The sequence below is a fragment of the Serratia sp. MMO-28 genome (assembly GCF_037199905.1).
Taxonomy (GTDB): Bacteria; Pseudomonadota; Gammaproteobacteria; order Enterobacterales; family Enterobacteriaceae; genus Chania; species Chania oryzae.
Genome location: NZ_JBBCVB010000014.1, coordinates 128,163 through 151,798 on the forward strand (window position 1 = coordinate 128,163; position 23,636 = coordinate 151,798).

Genomic DNA, 23,636 nt, shown 5'->3' on the forward strand with positions numbered 1-23,636 from the left:
TATGAGTTTTTTTCACGCAAACCAGCGGGAAGCGCTGAATCAGAGTCTGGCGGAGTTAAGCGGCCAGATTAATGTGTCGTTCGAGTTTTTCCCGCCGCGTACTAGCGAAATGGAAGACACCCTGTGGCAGTCGATCGATCGTCTGAGCAGTCTCAAGCCTAAATTTGTCTCCGTGACCTACGGTGCCAACTCCGGTGAGCGCGATCGCACCCACAGCATCATCAAAGGTATTAAAGAGCGTACCGGTCTGGATGCCGCACCGCATCTGACCTGTATCGACGCCAGCCCGGCGCAGTTGCGGGATATTGCTGCCGATTACTGGAACAGCGGTATCCGTCATATCGTTGCCCTGCGCGGCGATCTGCCACCGGGCAGCGGCAAGCCGGAAATGTACGCTGCCGATCTGGTCACGCTGCTGAAAGACGTCGGCGATTTTGACATCTCTGTTGCGGCCTATCCGGAAGTGCACCCGGAAGCGAAAAGCGCTCAGGCGGACCTGATCAACCTGAAGCGCAAAATTGATGCGGGTGCCAACCGGGCGATTACCCAGTTTTTCTTTGACGTAGAGAGTTACCTGCGTTTTCGCGATCGCTGCGTGGCGACCGGGATTGACGTGGAAATCGTGCCGGGGATCCTGCCGGTTTCCAACTTCAAGCAGTTACAGCGCTTTGCCGCCATGACCAACGTGCGCGTGCCAAGCTGGATGACCAGCATGTTTGCCGGGCTGGATGACGATCCGGAAACCCGCAAAATGGTTGGTGCCAATATTGCGATGGATATGGTGAAGATCCTCAGCCGCGAAGGGGTGAAGGATTTCCATTTCTATACGCTGAATCGTGCGGAAATGAGCTATGCCATCTGCCACACCTTAGGGGTTCGTCCGGCAATTGCCTGATATTTTGAGAGTTATTGAAAAGCGCGGTGCATTCACCGCGCTTTTTGTCGACCGGTGGAATAACTAACCCGTATTACGCATCCCGGCGGCCACGCCGGCGATAGTCACCATCAGCGCCTGTTCAACCCGCGCGTCCGGCTGCTCCTGCTGGCGTAAACGGTGCAACAGTTCAGCCTGCAGCACGTTGAGCGGATCGGTGTAAACGTTACGCAGCGCGATGGATTCGGCGATCCACGGCAGATCTGCCATCAGGTTGTCGTCGTTGGCAATGGTCAGCACCACTTTGATATCGCTTTCCAACTGATCGCGCAGCTGTTTACCCAACGGCCACAGCGATTTATCCACCAGGCGCTGATCGTAGTATTCCGCCAGCCACAGATCGGTTTTGGAAAATACCATTTCCAGCATCGCGATACGGGTCGAGAAGAACGGCCAGTTGCGGCACATGGCTTCCAACTGGTCTTGCTTGCCGGCCTTCACCGCCTCCTGCAAACCTGCACCGGCACCCAGCCAGGCGGGCAGCATCAGGCGGTTCTGCGTCCAGGCGAAGATCCACGGAATAGCGCGCAGGCTTTCAACGCCACCGTTCGGGCGGCGCTTGGCCGGGCGCGAACCCAACGGCAGTTTGCCCAGTTCCTGCTCCGGCGTTGCGGCGCGGAAATAGGGCACGAAGTCCGGGTTTTCACGCACGTAACCGCGATACATTTTGCACGAGGTCTCGGACAACTCATCCATCAGCGAACGCCACTCTGTTTTCGGCTCCGGCGGCGGCAACAGGTTGGCTTCCAATACTGCACTGGTGTACAGCGCCAGGCTGCTGATGGTGACTTCTGGCAGGCCGAACTTGAAGCGGATCATCTCGCCCTGCTCGGTGACGCGCAGGCCGCCTTTCAGGCTGCCCGGCGGTTGCGACAGCAGAGCAGCATGGGCTGGTGCGCCGCCACGGCCAATCGAACCGCCACGGCCATGGAACAGCGTCAGCGCCACACCGGCTTTTTCACAGGTTTTGATCAACGCGTCCTGTGCGCGGTACTGCGCCCAGGAGGCCGCCATCACGCCAGCATCTTTCGCCGAGTCGGAATAGCCGATCATCACCATCTGTTTGCCCTGAATAAAGCCGCGATACCAGTCGATATTCAGCAACTGAGTCATCACGTCATCGGCATTGTTCAGATCGTCGAGGGTTTCGAACAGCGGTGCTACCGGCAGCGCGAAGGGGCATCCGGCTTCTTTCAGCAGCAAATGTACCGCCAGCACGTCAGACGGCGTGCGTGCCATGGAGATCACATAGGCGGCGATCGAACCCTGTGGCGCTTCTGCAACCACGCGGCAGGTTTCCAGCACTTCCTGAGTATCGGCACTCGGTTCCCACTTCAGCGGCACCAGCGGGCGCTTGGAGTTCAGTTCGCGGATCAGGAAGGCCTGCTTATCGGCTTCAGACCAGCTTTCGTAATCACCCAGCCCCAGATAGCGGGTCAGTTCAGCGATGGCTTCGGTATGGCGGGTGCTTTCCTGGCGCACGTCGATGCGCACCAGCGGCACGCCGAAACAGCGCACGCGGCGCAGGGTGTCTAACAGTTGACCGTTGGCGATGATCCCCATGCCGCAGGCCACCAGCGATTGATAACAGGCGTACAGCGGTTCCCATAGCTGCTCATTGTTTTCCAGCAGATCGTGCGGACGCAGCACGCGTTCGCCTTTCAGCCGCCCTTCCAGATACGCCTGGGAGCTCATCAGTTGGCTGCGCAGGCGTTTCATCAGTTCGCGATACGGCTCTTGTACGTCGGCACCACCGGCCAATTCACGCAGTTCCGGGGTACATTCGGTCATCGACAGCTCAGAGACCAGCACCTGAATATCGCGGGTAAACAGATCGCAGGCTTTCCAGCGGCTTAAAAGCAGCACATGGCGAGTGATTTCAGCCGTGACGTTCGGGTTACCGTCGCGGTCGCCGCCCATCCAGGAGGTGAAGCGAATGGGCACGGCTTCTACCGGCAGGCGGTAATCGATGGAGTTTTCCAACTGCTCGTTAAATTCGCGCAGGAACGCAGGCACACCTTCCCACAGGCTATTTTCTACTACCGCAAAGCCCCATTTGGCTTCGTCGATCGGTGATGGGCGGTTTTTGCGCATCTCGTCGGTATGCCAGGATTGCGCCACCAATTGGCGCAAACGGCGCATGATTTTATTGCGCTCGTAGTCGGCCAGATCGTTATGGTCGAGCTGGCTGAGGCAGGTATTTACCTCAACCAGTTTGTGGATCAGGGTACGGCGGGTGATTTCCGTTGGGTGCGCGGTCAGTACCAACTCAATAGAGAGGTCGTCCACCGCGTTTTGCAGCTCTTTGGTGCTGAGCTGTTTGTCTTTCAGCCGGGTAAACAACTGAGCCAGGGCTTCTGGGTTGCTCGCCGCCTCGCCGTGCGGCGAAATGCTGTGATATTGCTCGGCCACGTTGGTCAAATTAAGGAACTGACTGAAGGCGCGCGCGACTGGCAGCAATTCGTCATTGGACAGGTTCTGCAGCGTCGACAGCAGTTCCTGGCGATGCGCTTCATTACCAGCACGTGAAGATTTGGAAAGCTTACGGATAGTTTCAACGCGATCGAGAATATGCTCGCCCAGCGCTTCTTTGATGGTGTCGCCGAGCAATTTGCCGAGCATACTGACATTACTTCGCATTGCCGAATATTGTTCGTTCATATAACCCCTGGCCCAGTTCTCTGTATACCCCTGTTATCAACGTTGCAGCATGGTTAACCACAAATTGAAATCGTGGGTACATGATTTTCATCTTGTAAGTAAATTTCACGTGTTAGGTAAAGACTGCTGGTTTTATCTCACTACGTTCCTGCCCAACCGTTAATTGACACTATTTTTAGCAAAAAAACATCAAAATCGACGCATTTTCTGAAATTTAATTACGCGTCGCTGGTTATCAGCTTAGCTTATCGGCTTTATTTTCTGCGCCTGAAGGGCGTGGGCGATGACAGTGCATCGCCCCGTTTTCTATTGCTGGCAGAAATGATCGACCAACTGCCCCAGCAGCTTGCGTGTGGGTTCGATAAACGCCGTGTCGAGGTATTCATCCGGCTGATGCGCCTGGTTGATCGAACCCGGCCCCAGCACCAGCGTCGGGCACACCTCTTGCACAAACGGCGCTTCGGTGCAGTAGTTCACCACTTCGGTACGCGAACCCAGCAGTTTCTCAATCACTGCCACCATATGATGATCGGTTGGACATTCGTAGCCAGGGATCGGCGGATGCAGTTCATCAATCGACAAATGCCCAGGCCAGCGTTGGCTGACCGGTGCCAGCGCGTCGTGCAGCAGTTCGTTGATGTTGTCCAACGTCATGCCTGGCAATGGGCGGATATCCATATGCAGTTCGCAGCAGGCACAGATGCGGTTGGCCGCGTCGCCCCCGCTGATATGGCCGAAGTTCATGGTGGGATAAGGCACCGCAAACGCTGGGTTGTTGTAGCGCTCCTGCAGCGTTTTGCGCAGCGCCATCAAATGCCCGATGGATTCATGCATCAGATCGATAGCGTTGACGCCGCGTGCCGGATCGCTCGAATGGCCCGATTGGCCCACGATGCGGATAGCGTTGGAGATATGGCCTTTGTGCGCGCGCACCGGCTGCAGCGAGGTGGGTTCACCAATAATGGCAAAATCCGGGCGGATTTGAGTGGAAGCGGCAAAATAGCGCGCTCCGGCCATGGTCGTTTCTTCGTCTGCGGTGGCCAGAATGTACAGCGGTTTGGTCAGTTTGCTGGCATCGATATCCCGTACCGCGTCCAGAATGAAGGCGAAGAAGCCCTTCATGTCGGCGGTGCCCAGCCCATACAGTTTGTTGTCGTGCTCGGTCAGCGTGAACGGATCGCGCGTCCAGCGGCCCTGATCGTAAGGCACGGTGTCAGTGTGGCCCGCCAGCAGCAGGCCGCCGCTGCCGGTGCCGATGCTCGCCAGCAGGTTAAATTTGTTGCGCGTATCCGGTACGGGTTGCACGTCGACGCGGAAGCCCAAATCGGTGAACCAACTGGCCAGCAAGTTGATTAATGCTTCATTACTCTGATCGAGGGCACCATCGGTGGCGCTGATCGACGGAATGGCGATCAACGCCCGGTACAGCTCAATAAATGGAGGTAATTTCATCTTCACTGTTGACAGCCTTTGGTTAGGATAGTATCAATATTCATGCATTTATTTTGAATAAAAATACATTAAGCTGGAGCGTAAGGGAACTCGAACCCCGGATGTTGATAAAAACATCAACGCTCGACCACGTGGGTGAACGGCGCAACAACGCGACCAAGCCCTGCTCTCGGGGCGCAAGTGCCTCTACTGTAAGCCAAAAAGGTGAAAGGCCACATGTTGAATACGCTGATTGTTGGTGCCAGCGGTTACGCCGGAGCGGAGCTCACGGCTTATCTGAATCGCCACCCACACATGAACATAACCGCTTTAGCGGTTTCAGCGCAAAGTGCAGATGCAGGAAAATTGCTTTCTGAGTTGCATCCACAGTTAAAAGGCATCGTTGATCTGCCGTTGCAGCCGCTGGTGAACGTGGCGGAAGCAGCAAAGGGGATCGACGTGGTGTTTCTCGCCACGGCCCATGAAGTCAGCCACGACATCGCTCCGGAGTTTCTGGCGGCGGGCTGCGTGGTGTTCGATCTCTCAGGCGCATTCCGTGTGCAGGGCAGCGATTTTTACCGCCAATATTATGGCTTTGAACATCAGCATGCCGACTGGCTGGCCAAGGCAGTATATGGCCTGGCGGAATGGCAGAGCGAAAAAATCAAAGAAGCGCAATTGATCGCTGTGCCGGGCTGCTACCCAACGGCGGCTCAGTTGGCGCTGAAGCCGTTGATCGACAAACAACTGCTGAATCTGGACCAATGGCCGGTGATCAACGCCGTCAGTGGTGTCAGCGGTGCCGGGCGCAAAGCCAGCGTCACCACCAGCTTCTGCGAAGTCAGCCTGCAACCTTATGGCCTGTTCAACCATCGTCACCAGCCGGAAATTTCCGCGCACTTGGGTATCCCGGTGATCTTTACGCCGCACTTGGGCAGCTTCCCGCGTGGCATTCTGGAAACCATCACCTGCCGCCTGAAAACGGGCGTTACCGCGCAGGATGTGGCGGCGGCCTATCACGCGGCCTACGACGATAAACCGCTGGTGCGGCTGTACGACAAAGGGGTGCCTGCGTTGAAATCGGTGGTGGGGCTGCCGTTCTGCGATATCGGTTTTGCCGTGCAGGGCGAGCATCTGATCGCGGTGGCTGCGGAAGACAACTTATTGAAAGGTGCGGCCGCTCAGGCGGTGCAGTGCCTGAATATCCGTTTTGGGTTCCCGGAAACCCAATCATTAATTTAATATTTACCCAAAAGCTTTCACGTTGTAGCTAGGTGGCAATTGAACGAATCTCCAGGAGCTTGCACAAGCCAGTGACTGGGGTGAAAGAAGACAGCCAACAACGCTACGGCTTGAAAGATGAAGGGTACAGCCGTGAGCAAAGCGATGAACCCATTAATTATTAAACTCGGTGGTGTGTTACTGGATAGCGAAGAAGCGCTGGAGCGCTTGTTTACCGCGCTGGATATCTATCGCCGGGAACATCAGCGCCCGTTGGTGATCGTCCACGGTGGCGGTTGCGTAGTGGATGAACTGATGAAGCAGCTCTCTCTGCCGGTAGTGAAGAAGAACGGTCTGCGCGTAACGCCTGCCGATCAGATCGACATCATTACCGGTGCACTGGCCGGTAGCGCCAACAAAACGCTGTTAGCGTGGGCGGTTAAACATAAAATCAGTGCGGTTGGGCTGAGCCTGGCAGACGGCGGCAGCGTTACGGTGACGCAGCTCGACCCGGCGTTGGGTCACGTCGGCAATGCGCAGCCGGGCTCGCCTGCGCTGCTCAATACGCTGCTGACGGCGGGCTATCTGCCGGTGATCAGTTCCATCGGTATTACCGCCGAAGGCCAACTGATGAATGTGAATGCCGATCAGGCTGCCACGGCGCTGGCCGCGACCTTAGGTGCGGATTTGATCCTGCTGTCGGATGTCAGTGGCATTCTCGATGGTAAAGGGCAACGCATCGCGGAAATGACGGCGCAAAAAGCAGAACAACTGATTGCTCAGGGCATCATTACTGATGGTATGGTAGTGAAGGTGAACGCGGCACTGGATGCGGCCCGTACTCTTGGTCGCCCGGTGGATATCGCCAGCTGGCGCAATGCCGAAAAGCTTCCTGCTCTGTTTAATGGTGTGTCGATTGGCACCCGGATCCTCGCTTAAATTTAGAATTAAAAAGGAATAACACAATGCAAAACAAAGGCATCAAGAAAATCGTTCTGGCGTACTCTGGCGGCTTGGATACTTCGGCCATCATTCCATGGCTGAAAGAGAACTACGGTGGCTGCGAAGTGGTGGCTTTCGTGGCAGATATCGGCCAGGAGCGCAGCGATCTGGAAGGCGTTGAGCAGAAAGCTCTGCAATCCGGTGCCTCTGAATGTCACGTGGTTGATCTGCGTGAAGAGTTTATCAGTGACTATGTTTACCCAGTGCTGCAAACCGGTGCGCTGTATGAAGGCAGCTACCTGCTGGGCACCTCCATGGCGCGCCCGATCATCGCTAAAGCTCAGGTTGAGCTGGCGCTGAAAGTGGGTGCAGACGCGCTGTGCCACGGTGCAACCGGTAAAGGCAACGATCAGGTGCGTTTCGAAACCACCTATACCGCGCTGGCTCCACATCTGAAAGTGGTTGCGCCATGGCGTGAGTGGAACCTGCGTTCCCGTGAAGCGCTGCTGGATTACCTGAAAGAGCGTAATATCCCGACCACCGCGTCGCTGGAAAAAATCTACAGCCGTGATGAAAACGCCTGGCATATCTCAACCGAAGGTGGCGTGCTGGAAAGCCCGTGGAATGCGCCGAACAAAGACTGCTGGGTGTGGACCGTCGATCCGCAGGAAGCGCCGGATCAGCCTGAGCACGTGACGGTGACCGTGGCGAAGGGCCGTGTGGTGGCGGTGAACGGCGAAGCGATGAGCCCGTACAAGTGCCTGGAAACCCTGAACGTGTTGGGTGCCAAGCATGGCGTTGGCCGTATCGACATCGTGGAAAACCGCCTGGTGGGGATTAAATCTCGCGGCTGCTACGAAACCCCAGGGGGCACCATCATGGTGGCTGCGCTGCGTGGCGTCGAGCAACTGGTGTTGGATCGCGACAGCTTCAAGTGGCGTGAGCAGTTAGGCCTGGAAATGTCTTACGTGGTGTACGATGGCCGTTGGTTTGCGCCGCTGCGCCGTTCTATTCAGGCAGCCGCTCAGGCGCTGGCAGAAGAGGTGAACGGCGAAGTAGTACTGCAACTGTATAAAGGCCAGGTGACGGCGATTCAGAAGAAATCCGCCAATAGCCTGTATTCTGAAGAGTTTGCGACCTTCGGCGAAGACGAGGTTTACGATCACAGCCATGCGGGCGGCTTTATCCGCCTGTTCTCGCTCTCTTCCCGTATTCGCGCGTTGAACGAGAAGAAAAAGTAACCTTGGTTTAGCGTCAATTTGAGGGGCGCAGCATGCTGCGCCCTTTCGCATACTTATTCAGGAGCAAGATTATGGCACTTTGGGGCGGACGGTTCAGCCAGGCAGCGGATCAGCGGTTCAAACAATTAAACGATTCTCTGCGTTTCGATTATCGCCTGGCGGAACAGGACATAGTGGGCTCCGTTGCCTGGTCAAAAGCGCTGGTGACCGTCAATGTGCTGACGGCGGCAGAGCAGCAGCAGCTTGAGCAGGCACTGAATGCGCTGTTGGCAGAAGTGCAGGCCGATCCGCTGGCGATCGTCAAAAGCGATGCGGAAGACATTCACAGTTGGGTAGAGCAGAAGCTGATCGATAAAGTCGGCGATCTGGGTAAAAAGTTGCATACCGGCCGCAGCCGAAACGATCAGGTGGCTACCGATCTGAAACTGTGGTGCAAGCACCAGGTCAGTGAACTGCATCAGGCGATTGTCCAACTGCAACAAGCGCTGGTGGAAACCGCCGAAGCCAATCAGGATGCGGTGATGCCGGGGTATACCCACTTGCAGCGTGCGCAGCCGGTCACTTTCGCGCACTGGTGTTTAGCCTATGTCGAAATGCTGGCGCGGGATGAAAGCCGCCTGCAGGATACGCTGAAGCGCCTGGATGTCAGCCCGCTGGGCAGCGGTGCGCTGGCAGGGACGGCTTATCCGATCGATCGTGAGCAATTGGCTGGCTGGTTAGGCTTTGCCTCTGCCACCCGTAACAGCCTGGATAGCGTTTCTGATCGTGACCATGTGCTGGAACTGCTGTCCAACGCGGCCATCAGCATGGTGCACCTGTCGCGCTTTGCTGAAGACCTGATCTTCTTCAACAGCGGTGAGGCGGCGTTTGTTGAGCTTTCCGATCGCGTGACTTCAGGTTCATCCCTGATGCCGCAGAAGAAAAACCCGGATGCCCTGGAGCTGATCCGTGGAAAATGCGGGCGTGTACAGGGTGCGTTGACCGGCATGATGATGACCCTGAAAGGGCTACCGCTGGCGTACAACAAAGACATGCAGGAAGACAAAGAAGGGTTGTTCGATGCGCTCGACACCTGGATGGATTGCTTGCAGATGGCGGCGCTGGTGCTGGATGGTATTCAGGTGAAGCGCCCACGTTGCCAGGAAGCGGCGCAGCAGGGCTATGCCAACTCCACCGAACTGGCTGATTACCTGGTGGCTAAAGGCGTACCGTTCCGTGAAGCGCACCACATTGTGGGTGAAGCGGTAGTGGAAGCGATCCGCCAGGGCAAACCGCTGGAAGATCTGCCGTTGGCAGACCTGCAGAAATTCAATGCGGTGATTAGTGACGACGTGTATCCGGTTCTCGCACTGCAGTCCTGCCTGGATAAGCGCGCGGCCAAGGGGGGTGTTTCACCGCAGCAGGTCGCAAGTGCGATTCATGAGGCGAAGAAGCGGCTGGCGTGATGAGCTTAGCAGGGCCGAGCCGGCTCGGCCCTGACTGATACCGTATCACTAGCCAGCCAACCGCGCGCACAGGTAGCGGTTCAGGCTGACACCTTCCTCCATGGCGCTGATCGCCAGGCGCCGATGCTGTTCTGGCGTCAGGCGCAGTACCAGTTTCCCACTGAACTTTTTCTCCGCGAGTGCCTCCGGTGGCGTTTCGCCGTTGGCAAGCATATCTGCCACCACCTGCGCCACCAGTTGTTCAATGCCATCCAGTGCACCGGTGCGGGTTGATGCCAACCAGGACAGAGAGGGGAATTCTGTACATAGCCCAACGTATTCGCCGTCTTCTGCTGACCAGGTGATCCGGTAAGTGTAATGCTCATGTATTGCCATTTTCTTCCTCCAATCTGACCAGTGCAGCTATCACCTGCCTGACCTGATAAACCTTTGCCATACCGCTGTCCGCACGTTGAATGTTAACTCGCGGATCCCCCGGCCAGGGCATGTTGTAAACCTTGTGACTACCACTACTCATTCGTGGGGCTCCAAACCAACGGTTGCAGATTTTTACCAGTTCATGAAATTTGATATTGGTCTGCCGTTGGCGAAGACTGACTATGACGTCGCTAAGCTCTTTCATCCGTGCGCTCTCAATATAGTATCATTAATAGTATCATTCAAGCTGTCTGCGGATAAAAATGACGGTAGAAGAAGGTTTCGGCAACCAGAGGATGAGCAATCTGGGGGGCATTACGCAAAAAACCGGGCGCAGGGGCCCGGTCTGATGTCTTGCAGTTATTCACCAGGGCAACGCTGGCAGCGTTCCGCCTCGGCTTCACCCAATTTCAGTTTGGCTTGCAGATCGCGCAGTGCGGTACGCAGGCTCTCTTCAATCACCGGGTGGTAGAATGGCATATCCAGCATCTGGTTGATGGTCATCTGCTGCTGATGCGCCCAGGCCAGCAGGTGAGCAATATGCTCCACATCCGGGCCGATCATCTCAGCCCCTAAAAAGCGGCCAGTGCCTTGCTCACCGTAGACGTGCAGAATACCTTTGTTACGCAGCATCACGCGTGAGCGGCCCTGATTTTCGAACGACACTTCACCCACCTCAAAGCAGCCACAGGCGCTAAATTTCTGGCTCAGCTCGCGGAATGTGGAGCCGACCATGGCGATTTGTGGATCGGAGAACACCACAGAAATCGCGCTGCGGCGCAGCCCTGGGCTCACTTCCGGGTAGCTGCCAGCATTTTGCCCGGCAATACGCGCCTGATCGCTGGCTTCGTGCAGCAGCGGCAGTTGATTGCTGGCATCCCCGGCGATGAAGATATGCGGTACGCTGGTTTGCATGGTCAGGCGATCTGCCTGTGGAACGCCTTTGGCATCGAGTACCAGGCTGGTATTTTCCAGGCCGAGGTTGTCGACATTCGGGCGGCGACCAGTAGCCGCCAGCACGTAATCCACCGCTATTTCCTGTGTCTGACCGTGCTGATCCTGATAGCGGATAAACACTTTTTCGCCTTCGCGCTGCATGATGTCTACCTGCACGTCGGGATCGAGAGTGAACTCTTCCCCCAGCGTTTTAGCGGCATATTCACGCACGGCGCTGTCGGTTAGTGGGCCAACGGCACCGCCAACGCCAAACACGTTGGTTTTTACCCCAAGGCGATGCAGCGCCTGGCCCAGCTCCAAGCCGATGACGCCTGGCCCGAACACGGCGACCGACTGCGGTAAATCATCCCAGTTGAAGACGTCGTCATTGACGATCAGGCGATCGCCCAACTGGTTCCACGGCGCAGGCCAGCTTGGACGTGAGCCGGTCGCAATGACAATACGTTGTGCCACGATGCGCGTATGTTGGTCCACCTGCAGGGTATTGTCGTCGATAAAGCGGGCATACCCCTGAATTTTGTCGGCTGCCGGGATACTGTCGACGCCTTCCAACACAAAACCGACAAAGCGATCGCGTTCACGTTTGACGCGAGCCATCACTTCGCGGCCATTGACGATCGTTTTGCCTGCAGGATGTACGCCAAAACCCGGGGCGCGCTCAATCTGGTGTACCGCGTCCGCGGCAGCAATCAATAATTTGGAGGGCATGCAGCCCACGCGAGCACAGGTGGTGCCGTAAGAGCCACCTTCAATCATCACAACATTCGGGGTAGTGAGTTTGGCTGCGCGATAGGCACCTAATCCCGCCGTGCCGCCGCCAATCACCGCGACATCAACATTCAGCTGTTTCATATCCACTCCAGAATACCCTGAGTATCCCATCAGGTATAAAAAGGGCGGGCCAGCGCCCGCCAAAAGTTCACGTATTTTTCAAACGGCACATTGTTGAGTGCCGGATGAAACCCGTCGGGTATTTTTTTGATTAGGCTGACAGGAAAGCTTCCAGATCGTCGCTGCCACCGATATGACGACCGCCGATAAACACCTGTGGCACGGTAGCGCGGCCGCTGACAGCGCGCAGGCTTACGGTGGTGGCATCTTGGCCCAGCACGATCTCTTCGTACTGCATGCCGCGCTCTTGCAGCATTTGTTTGGCTTTAGCACAGAATGGGCAGCCCGGTTTGGTGAACAGGGATACGGATTCCTGCACTTTGAACTCTGGAGCCAGGTATTTCAGCATGGTGTCAGCATCGGACACTTCAAACGGGTCGCCTGGTTTGTTGGGCTCAACGAACATTTTTTCTACTACGCCGTTGCGCACCAGCATGGAGTAACGCCATGAGCGTGGCCCAAAGCCCAGGTCAGCTTTCTCAACCAGCATGTTCATGCCCTTGGTGAACTCGCCGTTGCCGTCTGGCACAAAGGTAATATTTTCAGCATGCTGGTCTGCTTTCCAGGCGTTCATCACAAAAGTGTCGTTAACCGAGACACACAAAATGCTGTCAACGCCGTGCTGCTTGAACACGCTGTAGAGTTCGTTATAGCGCGGCAGATGGCTGGAGGAACAGGTTGGCGTGAACGCACCTGGCAGAGAAAACAGGATTACAGTTTTATCTTTAAACAGGTCATCGGTGGTGACATCAATCCATTGGTCGCCCTGACGGGTGTGGAAAGTAACCTGCGGGACTTTTTTGCCTTCTTGACTGGTAAACATGGATTAACCCCTTAATTAGAAAAATGATTTTTTTAATTCTGTGCGGTCTTGCTTCGTTGCGGAACATTATTCCTGCTCGGGCTTGATAGATCTAATCACTCGTTGCTATCTTATCTATCGCCATGAGCTATCATGGCTTGGAGGGAAATAATGAATATTCGTGATTTAGAGTATCTGATCGCCTTGGCCGAGCATCGCCATTTCCGGCGCGCAGCCGATTCATGCCATGTTAGCCAGCCGACATTGAGTGGGCAGATCCGCAAGCTGGAAGATGAGCTGGGCGTGATGTTGCTTGAGCGCACCAGCCGTAAGGTGTTATTCACTCAGGCGGGCTTGCTGCTGGTGGAGCAGGCGCGTACCGTGCTGCGCGAAGTCAAAGTTCTGAAGGAAATGGCCAGCCAGCAGGGCGAAGCCATGTCCGGGCCGCTGCATATCGGGCTGATCCCTACCGTGGGGCCTTATCTGTTGCCGCAGATTATCCCAACGCTGCATAAAACCTTTCCCAAGCTGGAAATGTATCTGCATGAAGCGCAAACCCATCAACTGCTGGCACAGCTCGACAGCGGCAAGCTGGACTGCGCGATTCTGGCGTTGGTAAAAGAAACCGAAGCCTTTATCGAAGTGCCGTTATTTGACGAACCGATGAAGCTGGCGGTGTATGCCGATCACCCATGGGCACAGCGTGACCGTGTGGCAATGCCGGATTTGGCCGGGGAAAAACTGCTGATGCTGGAAGATGGCCACTGCCTGCGCGATCAGGCGTTGGGTTTTTGCTTCCAGGCCGGGGCAGATGAAGATACCCATTTCCGCGCGACCAGCCTGGAAACGCTGCGCAACATGGTGGCAGCAGGCAGTGGGATTACGCTGTTGCCAGCGCTGGCGGTGCCACCTGAACGTGAGCGCGATGGCGTTTGTTATCTCGATTGCTACAAGCCGGAACCGAAGCGCACCATTGCGTTGGTGTATCGCCCTGGTTCCCCGCTGCGTGGCCGTTATGAGCAGTTGGCCGAGGCGATCCGCGAGCACATGCAGAATTACCTCGGCTCTGCTTTAAAACAGGCGGTTTAAGCCGTTCAGCGCGGCAACCCGATAGGCTTCGGCCATGGTCGGATAGTTGAAGGTGGTATTGACGAAATACTCGATAGTATTGCCTTCACCTTTCTGCTCCATGATCGCCTGGCCGATGTGAATGATCTCTGCCGCACGCTCGCCGAAACAGTGGATCCCCAGGATCTGCAGGGTGTCGCGGTGGAACAGGATCTTCAGGCTACCGACGTTCATCCCGGCGATCTGCGCCCGTGCCAGGTGTTTGAACTGCGCGCGGCCTACCTCATACGGCACCTTCATGGCGGTCAGTTCCTGCTCGGTTTTACCGACAGAGCTGATTTCCGGAATGGTGTAAATGCCGGTTGGGATATCTTCGATCAGGTGCCCGCTGGCGGCACCGGAAGAAATGGCCTGCGCGGCGATGCGGCCTTGATCGTATGCCGCTGAGGCCAGGCTTGGGTAGCCAATCACGTCACCCACGGCGTAAATATGGGCCACCGCCGTCTGGTACATGCTGTTGACCTTCAGCAAGCCACGGCTGTCAGACTCCAGACCGACATTCTCCAGCCCCAGCGAATCGGTGTTACCGGTGCGGCCGTTGGCGTACAGCAGGCAATCGGCCTTCACTTTTTTGCCGGATTTGAGGTGCACAATCACGCCATCTTCTGTGCCTTCGATCTTCTCGAACTCTTCGTTGTGGCGAATCACCACGCCATTGTTCCAGAAGTGATAAGACAGTGAATCCGACATTTCCTGATCGAGAAACGCCAGCAGGCGATCGCGGGTGTTGATTAAGTCCACTTTGACGTTCAAACCGCGGAAGATCGACGCATATTCGCAGCCGATCACTCCAGCACCGTAGATCAGCACATGGCGCGGTTCGTGGTTCAGTTCCAGGATGGAATCGCTGTCGTAAATGCGCGGATGCGTAAAATCAACGCTGGCCGGATGATAAGGGCGTGAACCGCAGGCGATCACAATATGGTCGGCGCGGATGGTGTCCTGAGTGCCGTCTTTATAGCTAACGCTGACGGTGTTGGCGTCGATAAAGCGGGCATCGCCAGCAAACAGTTTGCATTGGTTACGCTCATAAAATCCTTGGCGCATGCGGGTTTGCTGGTTAATAACGCTGTCGGCGTGGCGTAAAATATCAGGGAAAGTGGCACTGAGGGTGCGGGAGTTATTGTAAAGCGGGTTCTGGTTGAATTCGATAATGCGGCTGACCGCGTGGCGGAGGGCTTTTGAGGGGATGGTGCCCCAGTGAGTACAGCCGCCGCCCACGTTGTTGTACCGTTCGATCACGGCCACGCGGGCACCTTGTTTCACCAGCCCCATAGCGGCGCCTTCACCACCAGGGCCCGAGCCAATAACAATGGCGTCAAATTGATAGTGCTGTTGCATGTAGGATAGACCTGTTCTTATACAAGATTACAACGGTATCTTAACATCATAGCGCTGTGTGCCCAATGACCAGTAGCCTTTTCAAGACGGTTTCTTGTACCGGCAGGTATTCAGCTGCGCGTATTCTCCAGGCCCAGTTTAAGATAGGCTTAACAACCGGTTGCCTGCGAAATCACGTTATCCCACCCTAAACTGTGCGCTGAGCCAAGCGGAAAACGCCGTCATGGCAGGGCTTTCGGCTCGCGATTGCAACCGCGTTAGCCAGTAGCCACCAAGGTTGATTTCAGCGGGAAAGGGGCGCATAAGTCTCCCCGTTTGCAGTTGGTGATTGAAAATCTTACAGGGGGCGAGCGCGATACCTGTTCCCAAAAGCGCGGCTTCGATCATGGTCAAGGAAGAGTCGAATATCATCACCGGGTGCGCGGGCGAAGGTGGATGTTCGTTAATGCTCTGCAACCAGTGGCTCCACTCATCACGGCGAAAAGAGCGTAGCAGCGTAAATTTATGCACGTCAGCAGGTTGCTGTAACTGCTGGGCAATCGCTGGAGTGCACAGCGGAGACAGTGGGGCATCGCAAATAAACAGCGCCTCTGTGCCGTGCCAGGCACCGCTACCGAAGCGAATGGTGTAATCGTGGCCTTCGGCGGCCGGATCAACGCGATTATTGTGGGTGGAGAGCTGCAGTTCAATATGCGGATGACGGCGGTTGAAATCGTCCAAACGCGGCAACAGCAGGCCTACAGCAAAGCTTCCCACCACACCCACTTTGAGTTTTTCGCGCACTTGCCCGGCAGAGAAGCGATCCAGGGTATTGGCAATGCGATCGAAAGAGTCATTTAACACCGGCAACAGGCTTTCGCCCTCGGTGGTTAACATCAGCCCGCGCGAAACACGCACAAACAATTGGCAACCCAGTAGCTGCTCTAGTGATTTCACCTGCTGGCTGACCGCCGCATGGGTGACATGCAGTTCAATCGCAGCATTAGTAAAGCTTAAATGACGCGCGGCTGCTTCGAAAGATCTGAGCGCATTGAGCGGAATGTAAGGGCGAACCACGATTTCACCTGTAAGATTTTCTTTTATCAGACGCTAAAATTAACAGTTTGTTGCGGCCTGTCAAACTGGGCAAACTGCACGCGAAACAACAACCCAGAAGGTTAAACACAGTGAAATTAATTTCTCGAACGTTGATAGCGACGGCATTGGCATCGGTATGTTCTATGAGTATTGCAGCCACTCCTGATGTGGAAACTACCGTGAATCAGGCAATAAAACCGCTGATGCAGCAGCAAGGTATCCCCGGCATGGCGGTGGCGGTCGTCGTCAAAGGCCAGCCTTACTACTTTACCTGGGGTATGGCTGATGAAGCACAACATCGTCCGGTGAAAGAAGACACCCTCTTTGAACTGGGCTCTGTGAGCAAAACTTTCACCGGGGTACTGGGCGGCGTCGCCGTGATAAAAGGCGAGATTGCGCTTAGCGATCCGGCCAGCAAACACTGGCCAGCACTTAACACGCCGCAGTGGCGCGACATCACTCTGCTGCAATTGGCGACTTACAGCGCAGGTGGCCTGCCGTTGCAGGTTCCGGACGCAGTCACTGACGAGACTGGGCTGGTAAGCTTCTATCAACAGTGGCAACCACAGTGGTCACCGGGAAAAACGCGTCAGTATGCGAACAGCAGTATCGGGCTTTTTGGGCTTTTAGCGGCAAAACCCAGCGGGCTTTCCTTTGAGCAAGCCATGCAACAACGCGTGTTCACGCCGCTTAAGCTCAATCACACCTTTATTACTGTACCGGATGCGGTCAAAAATGCTTACGCCTGGGGCTATCGCGATGGCAAACCCGTACGTGTATCACCGGGCATGCTAGATGCAGAATCCTATGGCGTGAAGTCCTCCATAAAAGATATGTCGCGCTGGATGCAGGCGAATATGGACCCGCAGCAGGTTGCAGATAAGACGTTACAGCAAGCGTTGGATCTGGCGCAAACGCGTTTTTATCGCACCGAGGCCTTATATCAGGGGCTGGGCTGGGAGATGCTTAACTGGCCCGCTCAGGCCGCCATGGCAGTGAAAGGTGCCGATAACGCGATCGCGATCGGGCCGCAGCAGGTGCTGGATGCACAATCACATCCTCGTGTGGATGCGTCGTGGGTTCACAAGACGGGAGCAACGGGTGGGTTTGGCGCCTATGTCGCTTTTATCCCTGAAAAGCAGGTAGGGATCGTTATGTTGGCGAATAAAAACTATCCGAATACCGAGCGGGTAAAAGCCGCGATGCAAATTTTAAAGGCATTGCAGTAATTGAGAGGGGCGGATTTTTTCGCCCCTAACGTCGTTCCTATAAGCATGATGGGTGACAGTAGACAGTAAATGTAGGCAGGAGCACCAGGCACTGTCTGTAGCGTAACCGGGTATTTTGACGAATCAGAAGGGTAAATCAGGTATAACATCACTCTTGTTACAGAAAACGCGTTGGCGCGGGATATTTGCCGTTTCCTAAGTAACTCCCTATAAAGCGCCGTTGGCACCGCGCAGAGCGCGTTTGTATAAATGCTGTTGCAATAAATTTGCTATATTGCCAGCTCTACGGCGTTAGACTGAGTGGATGGAATTTATCTGAATATGCACATGGGCGTCAGAGCACAACAAAAAGAACGGACGCGTCGTTCCCTCATTGAAGCGGCTTTTAGCCAGCTCAGTGCCGAACGCAGTTTTGCCAGCCTAAGCCTGCGCGAAGTTTCGCGGGAGGCAGGTATCGCGCCGACGTCGTTCTATCGCCATTTTCGCGACGTGGATGAACTGGGGCTCACCATGGTCGACGAAAGCGGCCTGATGCTGCGCCAACTGATGCGCCAGGCACGCCAACGTATTGCCAAGGGTGGCAGCGTGATCCGCACGTCGGTATCCACGTTTATGGAGTTTATAGGTAATAACCCCAACGCGTTCCGCCTGCTGCTGCGCGAACGTTCTGGGACTTCTGCGGCATTTCGCGCGGCGGTAGCGCGTGAGATCCAACATTTTATTGCTGAACTGGCGGATTACCTCGAGCTGGAAAACCACATGCCTCGCAGTTTTACCGAAGCACAGGCAGAGGCGATGGTGACCATTGTGTTCAGTGCCGGTGCGGAAGCGCTGGATATTGATCTCGAACAACGGCGTAAGCTGGAAGAGCGATTAGTGCTGCAATTGCGGATGATTTCCAAAGGAGTCTACTACTGGTATCGCCGCGAGCAAGAAAAAACCTCTGCATCCCGCGTATAAAAAGGTGAAAGTGATGGAAAAAACCTGTCGTGAGAATGGTACTTTACTGCTGGCGCTGGTTGCCGGTCTGTCCGTTAACGGTTCTTTTGCCGCGCTGTTCAGCTCGGTGGTGCCGTTTTCAATCTTCCCATTGATTGCGTTGGTGCTGGCAGTGTATTGCCTGCATCAGCGTTACCTGAGCCGGCCAATGCCGGATGGGATGCCGAAGCTGGCCGCTGCCTGCTTCCTGTTGGGGATCCTGGCATACAGCACGATCGTGCGGGTGGAGTATCCGCAGATTGGCTCCAACTTCCTGCCATCCATCATCTGTGTGGCGTTAGTGTTCTGGATTGGGTTCCAGTTGAAGAAACGCGAATCGCTCTCGCAGTAAAAGCGATGTTTAATGGGCGGGCTTGGAGCCCGCCAGATAACCCGCTAGCGGCGTTCCAGCAACACACCGCATTCCATATGGTGGGTGTAAGGGAACTGATCGAACAACGCCAGGCGGCTGATGTTGTGGGTGGTCTGCAAGGTTTGCAGATTGGCGCATAGCGTTTCCGGGTTGCAGGAGATATAAAGGATGCGTGGATAGGCCTGCACCATTTTCAGGGTATCGTCATCCAGCCCGCTGCGCGGTGGATCGACAAAAATCGTCTCGCAATCATAACTCGCTAAATCAATCCCTTTCAGCCGGTTGAATTCACGTACCCCGTTCATCGCCTGGGTGAAATCCTCTGCCGCCATGCGAACGATCTGCACGTTGTCGATCTGGTTAGCCGCAATGTTGTACTGGGCTGCGGCAACGGAAGGCTTGGCGATTTCGGTGGCCAGTACGCGCTTGAAGTTGCGCGCCAGTGCCAGTGAAAAGTTGCCGTTACCACAATACAGCTCCAGCAGATCGCCTTGCGAATCCTGGGTGACATCCAGTGCCCATTCCAGCATGTGTACGTTCATTGTGGCGTTCGGCTGGGTGAAGCTGTTCTCAACCTGGCGATAAATCATGTCGCGGCCTGCAACCGGCAATACTTCGTCGACATAATCCTGATCCAGCATGATTTTCATCTTCGACGCACGGCCAATCAGCTGCACATCAAAGCCCTGTGCACGCAGGGCATCACGCAAGGCTGCGGCATCCTGCAGCCATTGTTCATCCAGTTTGCGGTGATACAGCAGCGAGGCAATGATTTTGCCGCTCTGTGTCGAGAGGTAATCAATCTGGAACAGCTTGTGGCGCAGCACCGGGTTGGGTTTGATAGCGGCGATCAGCGCGCGCATCAGCCGGTTAATCAGCTCGCTGGCGGCCGGGAAGCTGTCGACGCGGATACGCTGTTTGGTCTGCTGATCGAACATGATGTGGTACATCTCGTCTGCATCATGCCAGATTCGGAATTCCGCACGCATACGGTAGTGGCTGACGGGCGAGCGGAACACTTCCGGCTCGGGTGCCATGAACGGTGACATCATCGTCTTCAGACGGGCAGTTTTCTCCGCCAGTTGGTCATCATAGCGTTCAATGGGCAAAATCTCGGGCGTCATGGTTCTTCTCGTCAGGCAATTAGATCTGCGGCGATTGTAGGGAATCAAGCCGTGAAGTCCAGTGTTGTTATGTTTGTAGCCTTATTGGCAGTCTAGAAATCTATTTACATTGATCGTAGCATGGCCATCCGGCCTCAAGCAGCGAGTGAAAAGGGAATCCAGTGTGAATCTGGAGCTGACGCGCAGCGGTATGGGGAAGTCACGGCGATAGCGTTTTAACGCAGACACTGTCCACTGCTGGATGGGAAGTCATCGCCCGGTGCCGGTTGCCCACGGCAATCTGCAAATCCTAAGCCCGAAAACCTGCCGGTGTACGTCGCAAAATCCATAGCCGTCGCGAATTATCGGCTGTGATCCTGCGGCATCCGCCAATTAAGTTTGGATGCTTTTCTTAATGACAATGATAAAAAATACTCTGCTGGCGGTGGTTTCCTCCGTGACGGCAATTTCTGGCTGGGCGCAAGACAACACCACAACCAATGACAGCGATACCCTGGTGGTGAGCGCCAATCGCTTCCCGCAGCCGGTTTCTTCCGTGCTGGCACCCACTTCGATCGTCACCCGTAATGATATTGAGCGCTGGCAGGCCAAGAGCGTGGCGGATGTCATGCGTCGCCTGCCGGGAGTGGATATCGCACAAAATGGTGGCTTGGGGCAGAGCTCCTCGGTCTTTATCCGCGGTACGGAATCTAAGCACGTGCTGTTACTGATTGACGGTGTGCGCCTGAATCAGGCGGGGATCAGTGGTTCATCCGATCTGAGCCAGATCCCGATTTCGCTGGTGCAAAAAGTTGAGTTTATCCGCGGCTCTCGCTCTGCCGTCTACGGTTCTGACGCCATCGGTGGGGTGATCAACATCATTACTACCCGCGAGAAGAAGGGCTCTTCGCTCTCTGCCGGTGTCGGCTCGCACGGTTATCAGGAGTACGACGCTGCCACGCAGCAGCAACTGGGGCAAAACACCATCGCAACCTTGGCGGGTAACTATACCTATACCAGAGGGTTTGACGTGGTGGCCAACCTGCCAGATAGCTCAGGTAATCCGGCGCAACCCGATCGCGATGGCTTCATGAGCAAATCGCTGTATGGCGAGCTGCAGCACCAGTTTAGCGAGCAGTTGGGCGGCTTTGTGCGTGGTTACGGTTACGATAATCGTACGGCTTATGACGGTAGCTATAGCGGCCTAGATACTCTGCATCCTGATGCGTTACCCGATACCCGTCAGCTATACAGTCAATCATGGGATAGCGGCCTGCGTTATCGGGAAGGGATTTATGCCACGCAGTTAACTGCCAGCTATAGCCACAGTAAAGACTATAATTACGACCCGAAATACGGCCGCCACTCTGCGTCATCAACCCTGGATGACACGACACAATATAATGTGCAGTGGGGAAACAATGTCCAGGTTGCTCACGGCAGCATCAGCACCGGCGTGGATTGGCAAGAACAGAAGCTGGAGCCGGGCACTGCTTATATCACCGACAGTAAGAGTCAACGTAATACCGGGCTGTATCTGACAGCACAACAGCAGCTTGATGCAGTGACCCTGGAAGGAGCAGTGCGTGGTGACGACAACTCGCAATTCGGTTGGCACAATACCTGGCAAACCAGCGCCGCGTGGGAGTTTGTTGAGGGCTATCGGGCGATTGCTTCTTATGGCACCGCATTCAAAGCGCCGACGCTGGGGCAGCAATACGGTGACTTTGGCGGTAACCCAGAATTGAAGCCGGAAGAAAGCCACCAGTGGGAAGGGGGTTTTGAGGGGCTAACCGGCCCAGTTAGCTGGCGGGTAACCGGGTATCGTAACGATATCGATAATCTGATCAGTTATTCTTCCAGCCGTGTTGTGCCTGCCTATTACAACGTGGATCAGGCGACGATTAAAGGCATTGAAGCTACGGCTTCCTTGGATACCGGGCTATTTACCCATCAGATCAGCTATGACTATGTTGACCCACGCAATGCCAAGACGAATGAGGTGCTGGTGCGTCGTTCCAAACAGCAGCTCAAGTACCAACTGGATTGGCAGTTCAAAGACTTCGACTGGGCGGTGACTTACCAGTATCTGGGTGAGCGTTATGATGGCGATTACAGTGGTTCTACGATGCGCACGGTCAAACTGGGTGGGGTCAGCCTGTGGGATCTCGCAGTTTCGTATCCGGTCACATCTCATCTGACAGTTCGTGGTAGAATTGCTAACCTGTTTGATAAAGATTACGAGACGGCTTATGGGTACGTTACTCCAGGAAGAGAATACTACCTCACTGGAAGCTATACCTTCTAAAAGCACCGTGGCACCACGCCCGACGGTGCTGATATTTGATTCCGGCGTCGGTGGGTTATCGGTGTATCAGGAGGTTCGGCAGTTGCTGCCGGATCTCCACTATATTTATGCCTTCGATAACGTGGCATTTCCTTACGGTGAGAAATCCGAAGAGTTCATTGTTGAGCGGGTACTGGAAATTGTCAGTGCGGTTCAGCAGCGCCACCCTCTGGCGATTGTTATCATCGCCTGTAATACCGCCAGCACCGTTTCCCTGTCTGCGTTGCGTGAACGTTTTGCTTTTCCGGTGGTTGGTGTGGTGCCAGCAATCAAGCCTGCTGCCAAATTAACCGCCAATGGTGTTGTTGGCCTGCTGGCGACGCGGGGTACGGTTCAGCGTTCCTATACTCATGATCTGATCTCCCGTTTCGCGACCGATTGTAAAATCGAACTGTTGGGCTCTTCTGAATTGGTGGAGTTGGCAGAGGCCAAGCTGCATGGTGAAGAGGTACCGCTGGCGGCGCTGAAGAAAATCTTGCAGCCATGGCTGAATATGCGTGAACCACCGGATACGGTGGTGCTGGGGTGCACCCATTTCCCTCTATTAGCTGAAGAGCTGATGCAGGTCTTGCCAGAGGGAACGCGGCTGGTGGATTCCGGTGCGGCCATCGCCCGTCGGGCAGCCTGGCTTATCTCGGCGCAAGAAGGCCTGATCTCAACCCAGGAAGAGAATCTGGCTTATTGCATGGCACTGAACGAAGATACTGACGCTTTATTGCCCGTTTTACAGGCTTACGGCTTCAAATCGTTGAAAAAATTGCCGCTTTAAATGCGTTTTGCTTAAACATTCGGCGGTCAGTAAAAAAAATGAATTTAGGGGTTGCGGCCGGCGCGGAACTCCCTATAATGCGCCTCCACTGACCGGGAACAACGACTGACAAGGTCGCCTAGCCAGGAAGAATCAACCCGGTGAAAACACCGTTCTCAACAGAGAAAAAAGGTTGACTCTTCAGCGGGAAAGCGTATTATCTGCCTCCCGCGTTACCGAGAAACATGTCGGTAACCACGCTCTTTAACAATTTATCAGACAATCTGTGTGGGCACTCACAAGACGATATCCAGCTGCTTCGGCAGCACAAAAATATCAAGTCTTGAAGAGTGACCAAGCAGTAATTCAT

Annotated in this window: 20 protein-coding genes and 1 riboswitch; of the genes, 11 read left to right on the forward strand and 9 right to left on the reverse strand. The window is 55.2% G+C overall.

All coding sequences use genetic code 11. The annotated features are described in order from the left end of the window. Position 1: 1 nt before the first annotated feature. Positions 2-895, forward strand: a complete 894-nt coding sequence (gene metF / locus WG891_RS14270; RefSeq protein WP_156293208.1) for a methylenetetrahydrofolate reductase — start codon at positions 2-4, stop codon at positions 893-895. Positions 896-958: 63 nt separating this feature from the next. On the opposite strand, the gene ppc is transcribed toward metF, so the two are convergent. Both ppc and argE read right to left on the reverse strand, forming a co-directional pair. After that, the gene (gene ppc / locus WG891_RS14275) at positions 959-3,595 is read right to left on the reverse strand and encodes a phosphoenolpyruvate carboxylase (protein ID WP_337263212.1); all 2,637 of its coding nucleotides are present in this window, start codon (positions 3,593-3,595) and stop codon (positions 959-961) included. A gap of 306 nt (positions 3,596-3,901) precedes the next feature. Then, positions 3,902-5,047, reverse strand: a complete 1,146-nt coding sequence (gene argE / locus WG891_RS14280; protein WP_337263307.1) for an acetylornithine deacetylase — start codon at positions 5,045-5,047, stop codon at positions 3,902-3,904. Positions 5,048-5,263: 216 nt separating this feature from the next. Here argE and argC point away from each other — a divergent pair, with 216 nt between their 5' ends. The 4 genes from argC to argH all read left to right on the forward strand — a co-directional run bounded on the left by argC (position 5,264) and on the right by argH (position 9,875). Then, complete coding sequence (argC, locus tag WG891_RS14285; RefSeq protein WP_337263211.1) at positions 5,264-6,268, forward strand: N-acetyl-gamma-glutamyl-phosphate reductase; 1,005 nt, start codon at positions 5,264-5,266, stop codon at positions 6,266-6,268. Positions 6,269-6,412: 144 nt separating this feature from the next. After that, on the forward strand, positions 6,413-7,186 hold the full coding sequence (gene argB, locus WG891_RS14290; RefSeq protein WP_337263306.1) for an acetylglutamate kinase: 774 nt from the start codon (positions 6,413-6,415) through the stop codon (positions 7,184-7,186). Between the two features lie 26 nt (positions 7,187-7,212). Then, positions 7,213-8,430: an argininosuccinate synthase gene (locus WG891_RS14295; RefSeq protein ID WP_337263210.1), complete on the forward strand. Its 1,218-nt coding sequence runs from the start codon at positions 7,213-7,215 to the stop codon at positions 8,428-8,430. 71 nt (positions 8,431-8,501) lie between these two features. Then, positions 8,502-9,875: an argininosuccinate lyase gene (gene argH, locus WG891_RS14300; protein WP_337263209.1), complete on the forward strand. Its 1,374-nt coding sequence runs from the start codon at positions 8,502-8,504 to the stop codon at positions 9,873-9,875. Positions 9,876-9,923: 48 nt separating this feature from the next. On the opposite strand, the gene WG891_RS14305 is transcribed toward argH, so the two are convergent. From WG891_RS14305 to WG891_RS14320, 4 genes are all read right to left on the reverse strand, one after another. Further along, the gene (locus WG891_RS14305) at positions 9,924-10,250 is read right to left on the reverse strand and encodes a type II toxin-antitoxin system HicB family antitoxin (protein ID WP_337263208.1); all 327 of its coding nucleotides are present in this window, start codon (positions 10,248-10,250) and stop codon (positions 9,924-9,926) included. Then, on the reverse strand, positions 10,237-10,497 hold the full coding sequence (locus WG891_RS14310) for a toxin HicA (protein WP_337263207.1): 261 nt from the start codon (positions 10,495-10,497) through the stop codon (positions 10,237-10,239). The genes WG891_RS14305 and WG891_RS14310 overlap by 14 nt, the downstream gene beginning before the upstream one ends. A gap of 155 nt (positions 10,498-10,652) precedes the next feature. Continuing rightward, positions 10,653-12,101, reverse strand: a complete 1,449-nt coding sequence (locus WG891_RS14315; protein WP_337263206.1) for a dihydrolipoyl dehydrogenase — start codon at positions 12,099-12,101, stop codon at positions 10,653-10,655. Positions 12,102-12,231: 130 nt separating this feature from the next. Beyond that, positions 12,232-12,963, reverse strand: coding sequence for a glutathione peroxidase (locus tag WG891_RS14320; RefSeq protein ID WP_337263205.1), 732 nt, complete (start codon positions 12,961-12,963; stop codon positions 12,232-12,234). Between the two features lie 150 nt (positions 12,964-13,113). Here WG891_RS14320 and oxyR point away from each other — a divergent pair, with 150 nt between their 5' ends. Then, complete coding sequence (gene oxyR, locus WG891_RS14325; RefSeq protein ID WP_076944016.1) at positions 13,114-14,031, forward strand: DNA-binding transcriptional regulator OxyR; 918 nt, start codon at positions 13,114-13,116, stop codon at positions 14,029-14,031. On the opposite strand, the gene sthA is transcribed toward oxyR, so the two are convergent. Further along, complete coding sequence (gene sthA, locus WG891_RS14330; RefSeq protein ID WP_076944017.1) at positions 14,014-15,411, reverse strand: Si-specific NAD(P)(+) transhydrogenase; 1,398 nt, start codon at positions 15,409-15,411, stop codon at positions 14,014-14,016. The two genes, oxyR and sthA, sit on opposite strands and share 18 nt — an antisense overlap. 177 nt (positions 15,412-15,588) lie before the next feature. Further along, a complete protein-coding gene (gene ampR, locus WG891_RS14335; protein ID WP_337263204.1) occupies positions 15,589-16,467 on the reverse strand; it encodes a LysR family transcriptional regulator AmpR in 879 nt (292 codons plus the stop codon). A 164-nt stretch (positions 16,468-16,631) separates the two neighbouring features. Between ampR and ampC the strand changes: the two genes are divergently transcribed. The 3 genes from ampC (at position 16,632) to WG891_RS14350 (ending at position 19,047) form a co-directional block, all read left to right on the forward strand. Beyond that, the gene (gene ampC, locus WG891_RS14340) at positions 16,632-17,717 is read left to right on the forward strand and encodes a class C beta-lactamase (protein ID WP_337263203.1); all 1,086 of its coding nucleotides are present in this window, start codon (positions 16,632-16,634) and stop codon (positions 17,715-17,717) included. A 327-nt stretch (positions 17,718-18,044) separates the two neighbouring features. Further along, a complete protein-coding gene (gene fabR / locus WG891_RS14345; RefSeq protein ID WP_156293277.1) occupies positions 18,045-18,677 on the forward strand; it encodes an HTH-type transcriptional repressor FabR in 633 nt (210 codons plus the stop codon). 13 nt (positions 18,678-18,690) lie between these two features. After that, complete coding sequence (locus WG891_RS14350; RefSeq protein WP_076944018.1) at positions 18,691-19,047, forward strand: YijD family membrane protein; 357 nt, start codon at positions 18,691-18,693, stop codon at positions 19,045-19,047. Positions 19,048-19,091: 44 nt separating this feature from the next. Here WG891_RS14350 and trmA read toward each other — a convergent pair whose 3' ends face one another. Next, a complete protein-coding gene (gene trmA, locus WG891_RS14355; protein ID WP_337263202.1) occupies positions 19,092-20,192 on the reverse strand; it encodes a tRNA (uridine(54)-C5)-methyltransferase TrmA in 1,101 nt (366 codons plus the stop codon). 111 nt (positions 20,193-20,303) lie between these two features. After that, positions 20,304-20,517, forward strand: a riboswitch (cobalamin riboswitch). Positions 20,518-20,586: 69 nt separating this feature from the next. On the opposite strand from trmA, the gene btuB reads away from it, so the two are divergent. Then, complete coding sequence (gene btuB, locus WG891_RS14360; protein WP_337263201.1) at positions 20,587-22,479, forward strand: TonB-dependent vitamin B12 receptor BtuB; 1,893 nt, start codon at positions 20,587-20,589, stop codon at positions 22,477-22,479. Beyond that, a complete protein-coding gene (gene murI / locus WG891_RS14365; RefSeq protein WP_337263200.1) occupies positions 22,424-23,287 on the forward strand; it encodes a glutamate racemase in 864 nt (287 codons plus the stop codon). Before btuB ends, murI begins: the two co-directional genes overlap by 56 nt. The last annotated feature ends 349 nt before the right edge of the window (positions 23,288-23,636 follow it).

Bases quoted from the DNA above. Each gene is read 5' to 3' on its own strand.
- metF (WP_156293208.1), top strand. From the start codon at position 2: ATGAGTTTTTTTCACGCAAACCAGCGGGAAGCGCTGAATCAGAGTCTG.
- ppc (WP_337263212.1), bottom strand. From the start codon at position 3,595: ATGAACGAACAATATTCGGCAATGCGAAGTAATGTCAGTATGCTCGGC.
- argE (WP_337263307.1), bottom strand. From the start codon at position 5,047: ATGAAATTACCTCCATTTATTGAGCTGTACCGGGCGTTGATCGCCATT.
- argC (WP_337263211.1), top strand. From the start codon at position 5,264: ATGTTGAATACGCTGATTGTTGGTGCCAGCGGTTACGCCGGAGCGGAG.
- argB (WP_337263306.1), top strand. From the start codon at position 6,413: ATGAACCCATTAATTATTAAACTCGGTGGTGTGTTACTGGATAGCGAA.
- WG891_RS14295 (WP_337263210.1), top strand. From the start codon at position 7,213: ATGCAAAACAAAGGCATCAAGAAAATCGTTCTGGCGTACTCTGGCGGC.
- argH (WP_337263209.1), top strand. From the start codon at position 8,502: ATGGCACTTTGGGGCGGACGGTTCAGCCAGGCAGCGGATCAGCGGTTC.
- WG891_RS14305 (WP_337263208.1), bottom strand. From the start codon at position 10,250: ATGGCAATACATGAGCATTACACTTACCGGATCACCTGGTCAGCAGAA.
- WG891_RS14310 (WP_337263207.1), bottom strand. From the start codon at position 10,497: ATGAAAGAGCTTAGCGACGTCATAGTCAGTCTTCGCCAACGGCAGACC.
- WG891_RS14315 (WP_337263206.1), bottom strand. From the start codon at position 12,101: ATGAAACAGCTGAATGTTGATGTCGCGGTGATTGGCGGCGGCACGGCG.
- WG891_RS14320 (WP_337263205.1), bottom strand. From the start codon at position 12,963: ATGTTTACCAGTCAAGAAGGCAAAAAAGTCCCGCAGGTTACTTTCCAC.
- oxyR (WP_076944016.1), top strand. From the start codon at position 13,114: ATGAATATTCGTGATTTAGAGTATCTGATCGCCTTGGCCGAGCATCGC.
- sthA (WP_076944017.1), bottom strand. From the start codon at position 15,411: ATGCAACAGCACTATCAATTTGACGCCATTGTTATTGGCTCGGGCCCT.
- ampC (WP_337263203.1), top strand. From the start codon at position 16,632: ATGAGTATTGCAGCCACTCCTGATGTGGAAACTACCGTGAATCAGGCA.
- fabR (WP_156293277.1), top strand. From the start codon at position 18,045: ATGGGCGTCAGAGCACAACAAAAAGAACGGACGCGTCGTTCCCTCATT.
- WG891_RS14350 (WP_076944018.1), top strand. From the start codon at position 18,691: ATGGAAAAAACCTGTCGTGAGAATGGTACTTTACTGCTGGCGCTGGTT.
- trmA (WP_337263202.1), bottom strand. From the start codon at position 20,192: ATGACGCCCGAGATTTTGCCCATTGAACGCTATGATGACCAACTGGCG.
- btuB (WP_337263201.1), top strand. From the start codon at position 20,587: ATGACAATGATAAAAAATACTCTGCTGGCGGTGGTTTCCTCCGTGACG.
- murI (WP_337263200.1), top strand. From the start codon at position 22,424: ATGGGTACGTTACTCCAGGAAGAGAATACTACCTCACTGGAAGCTATA.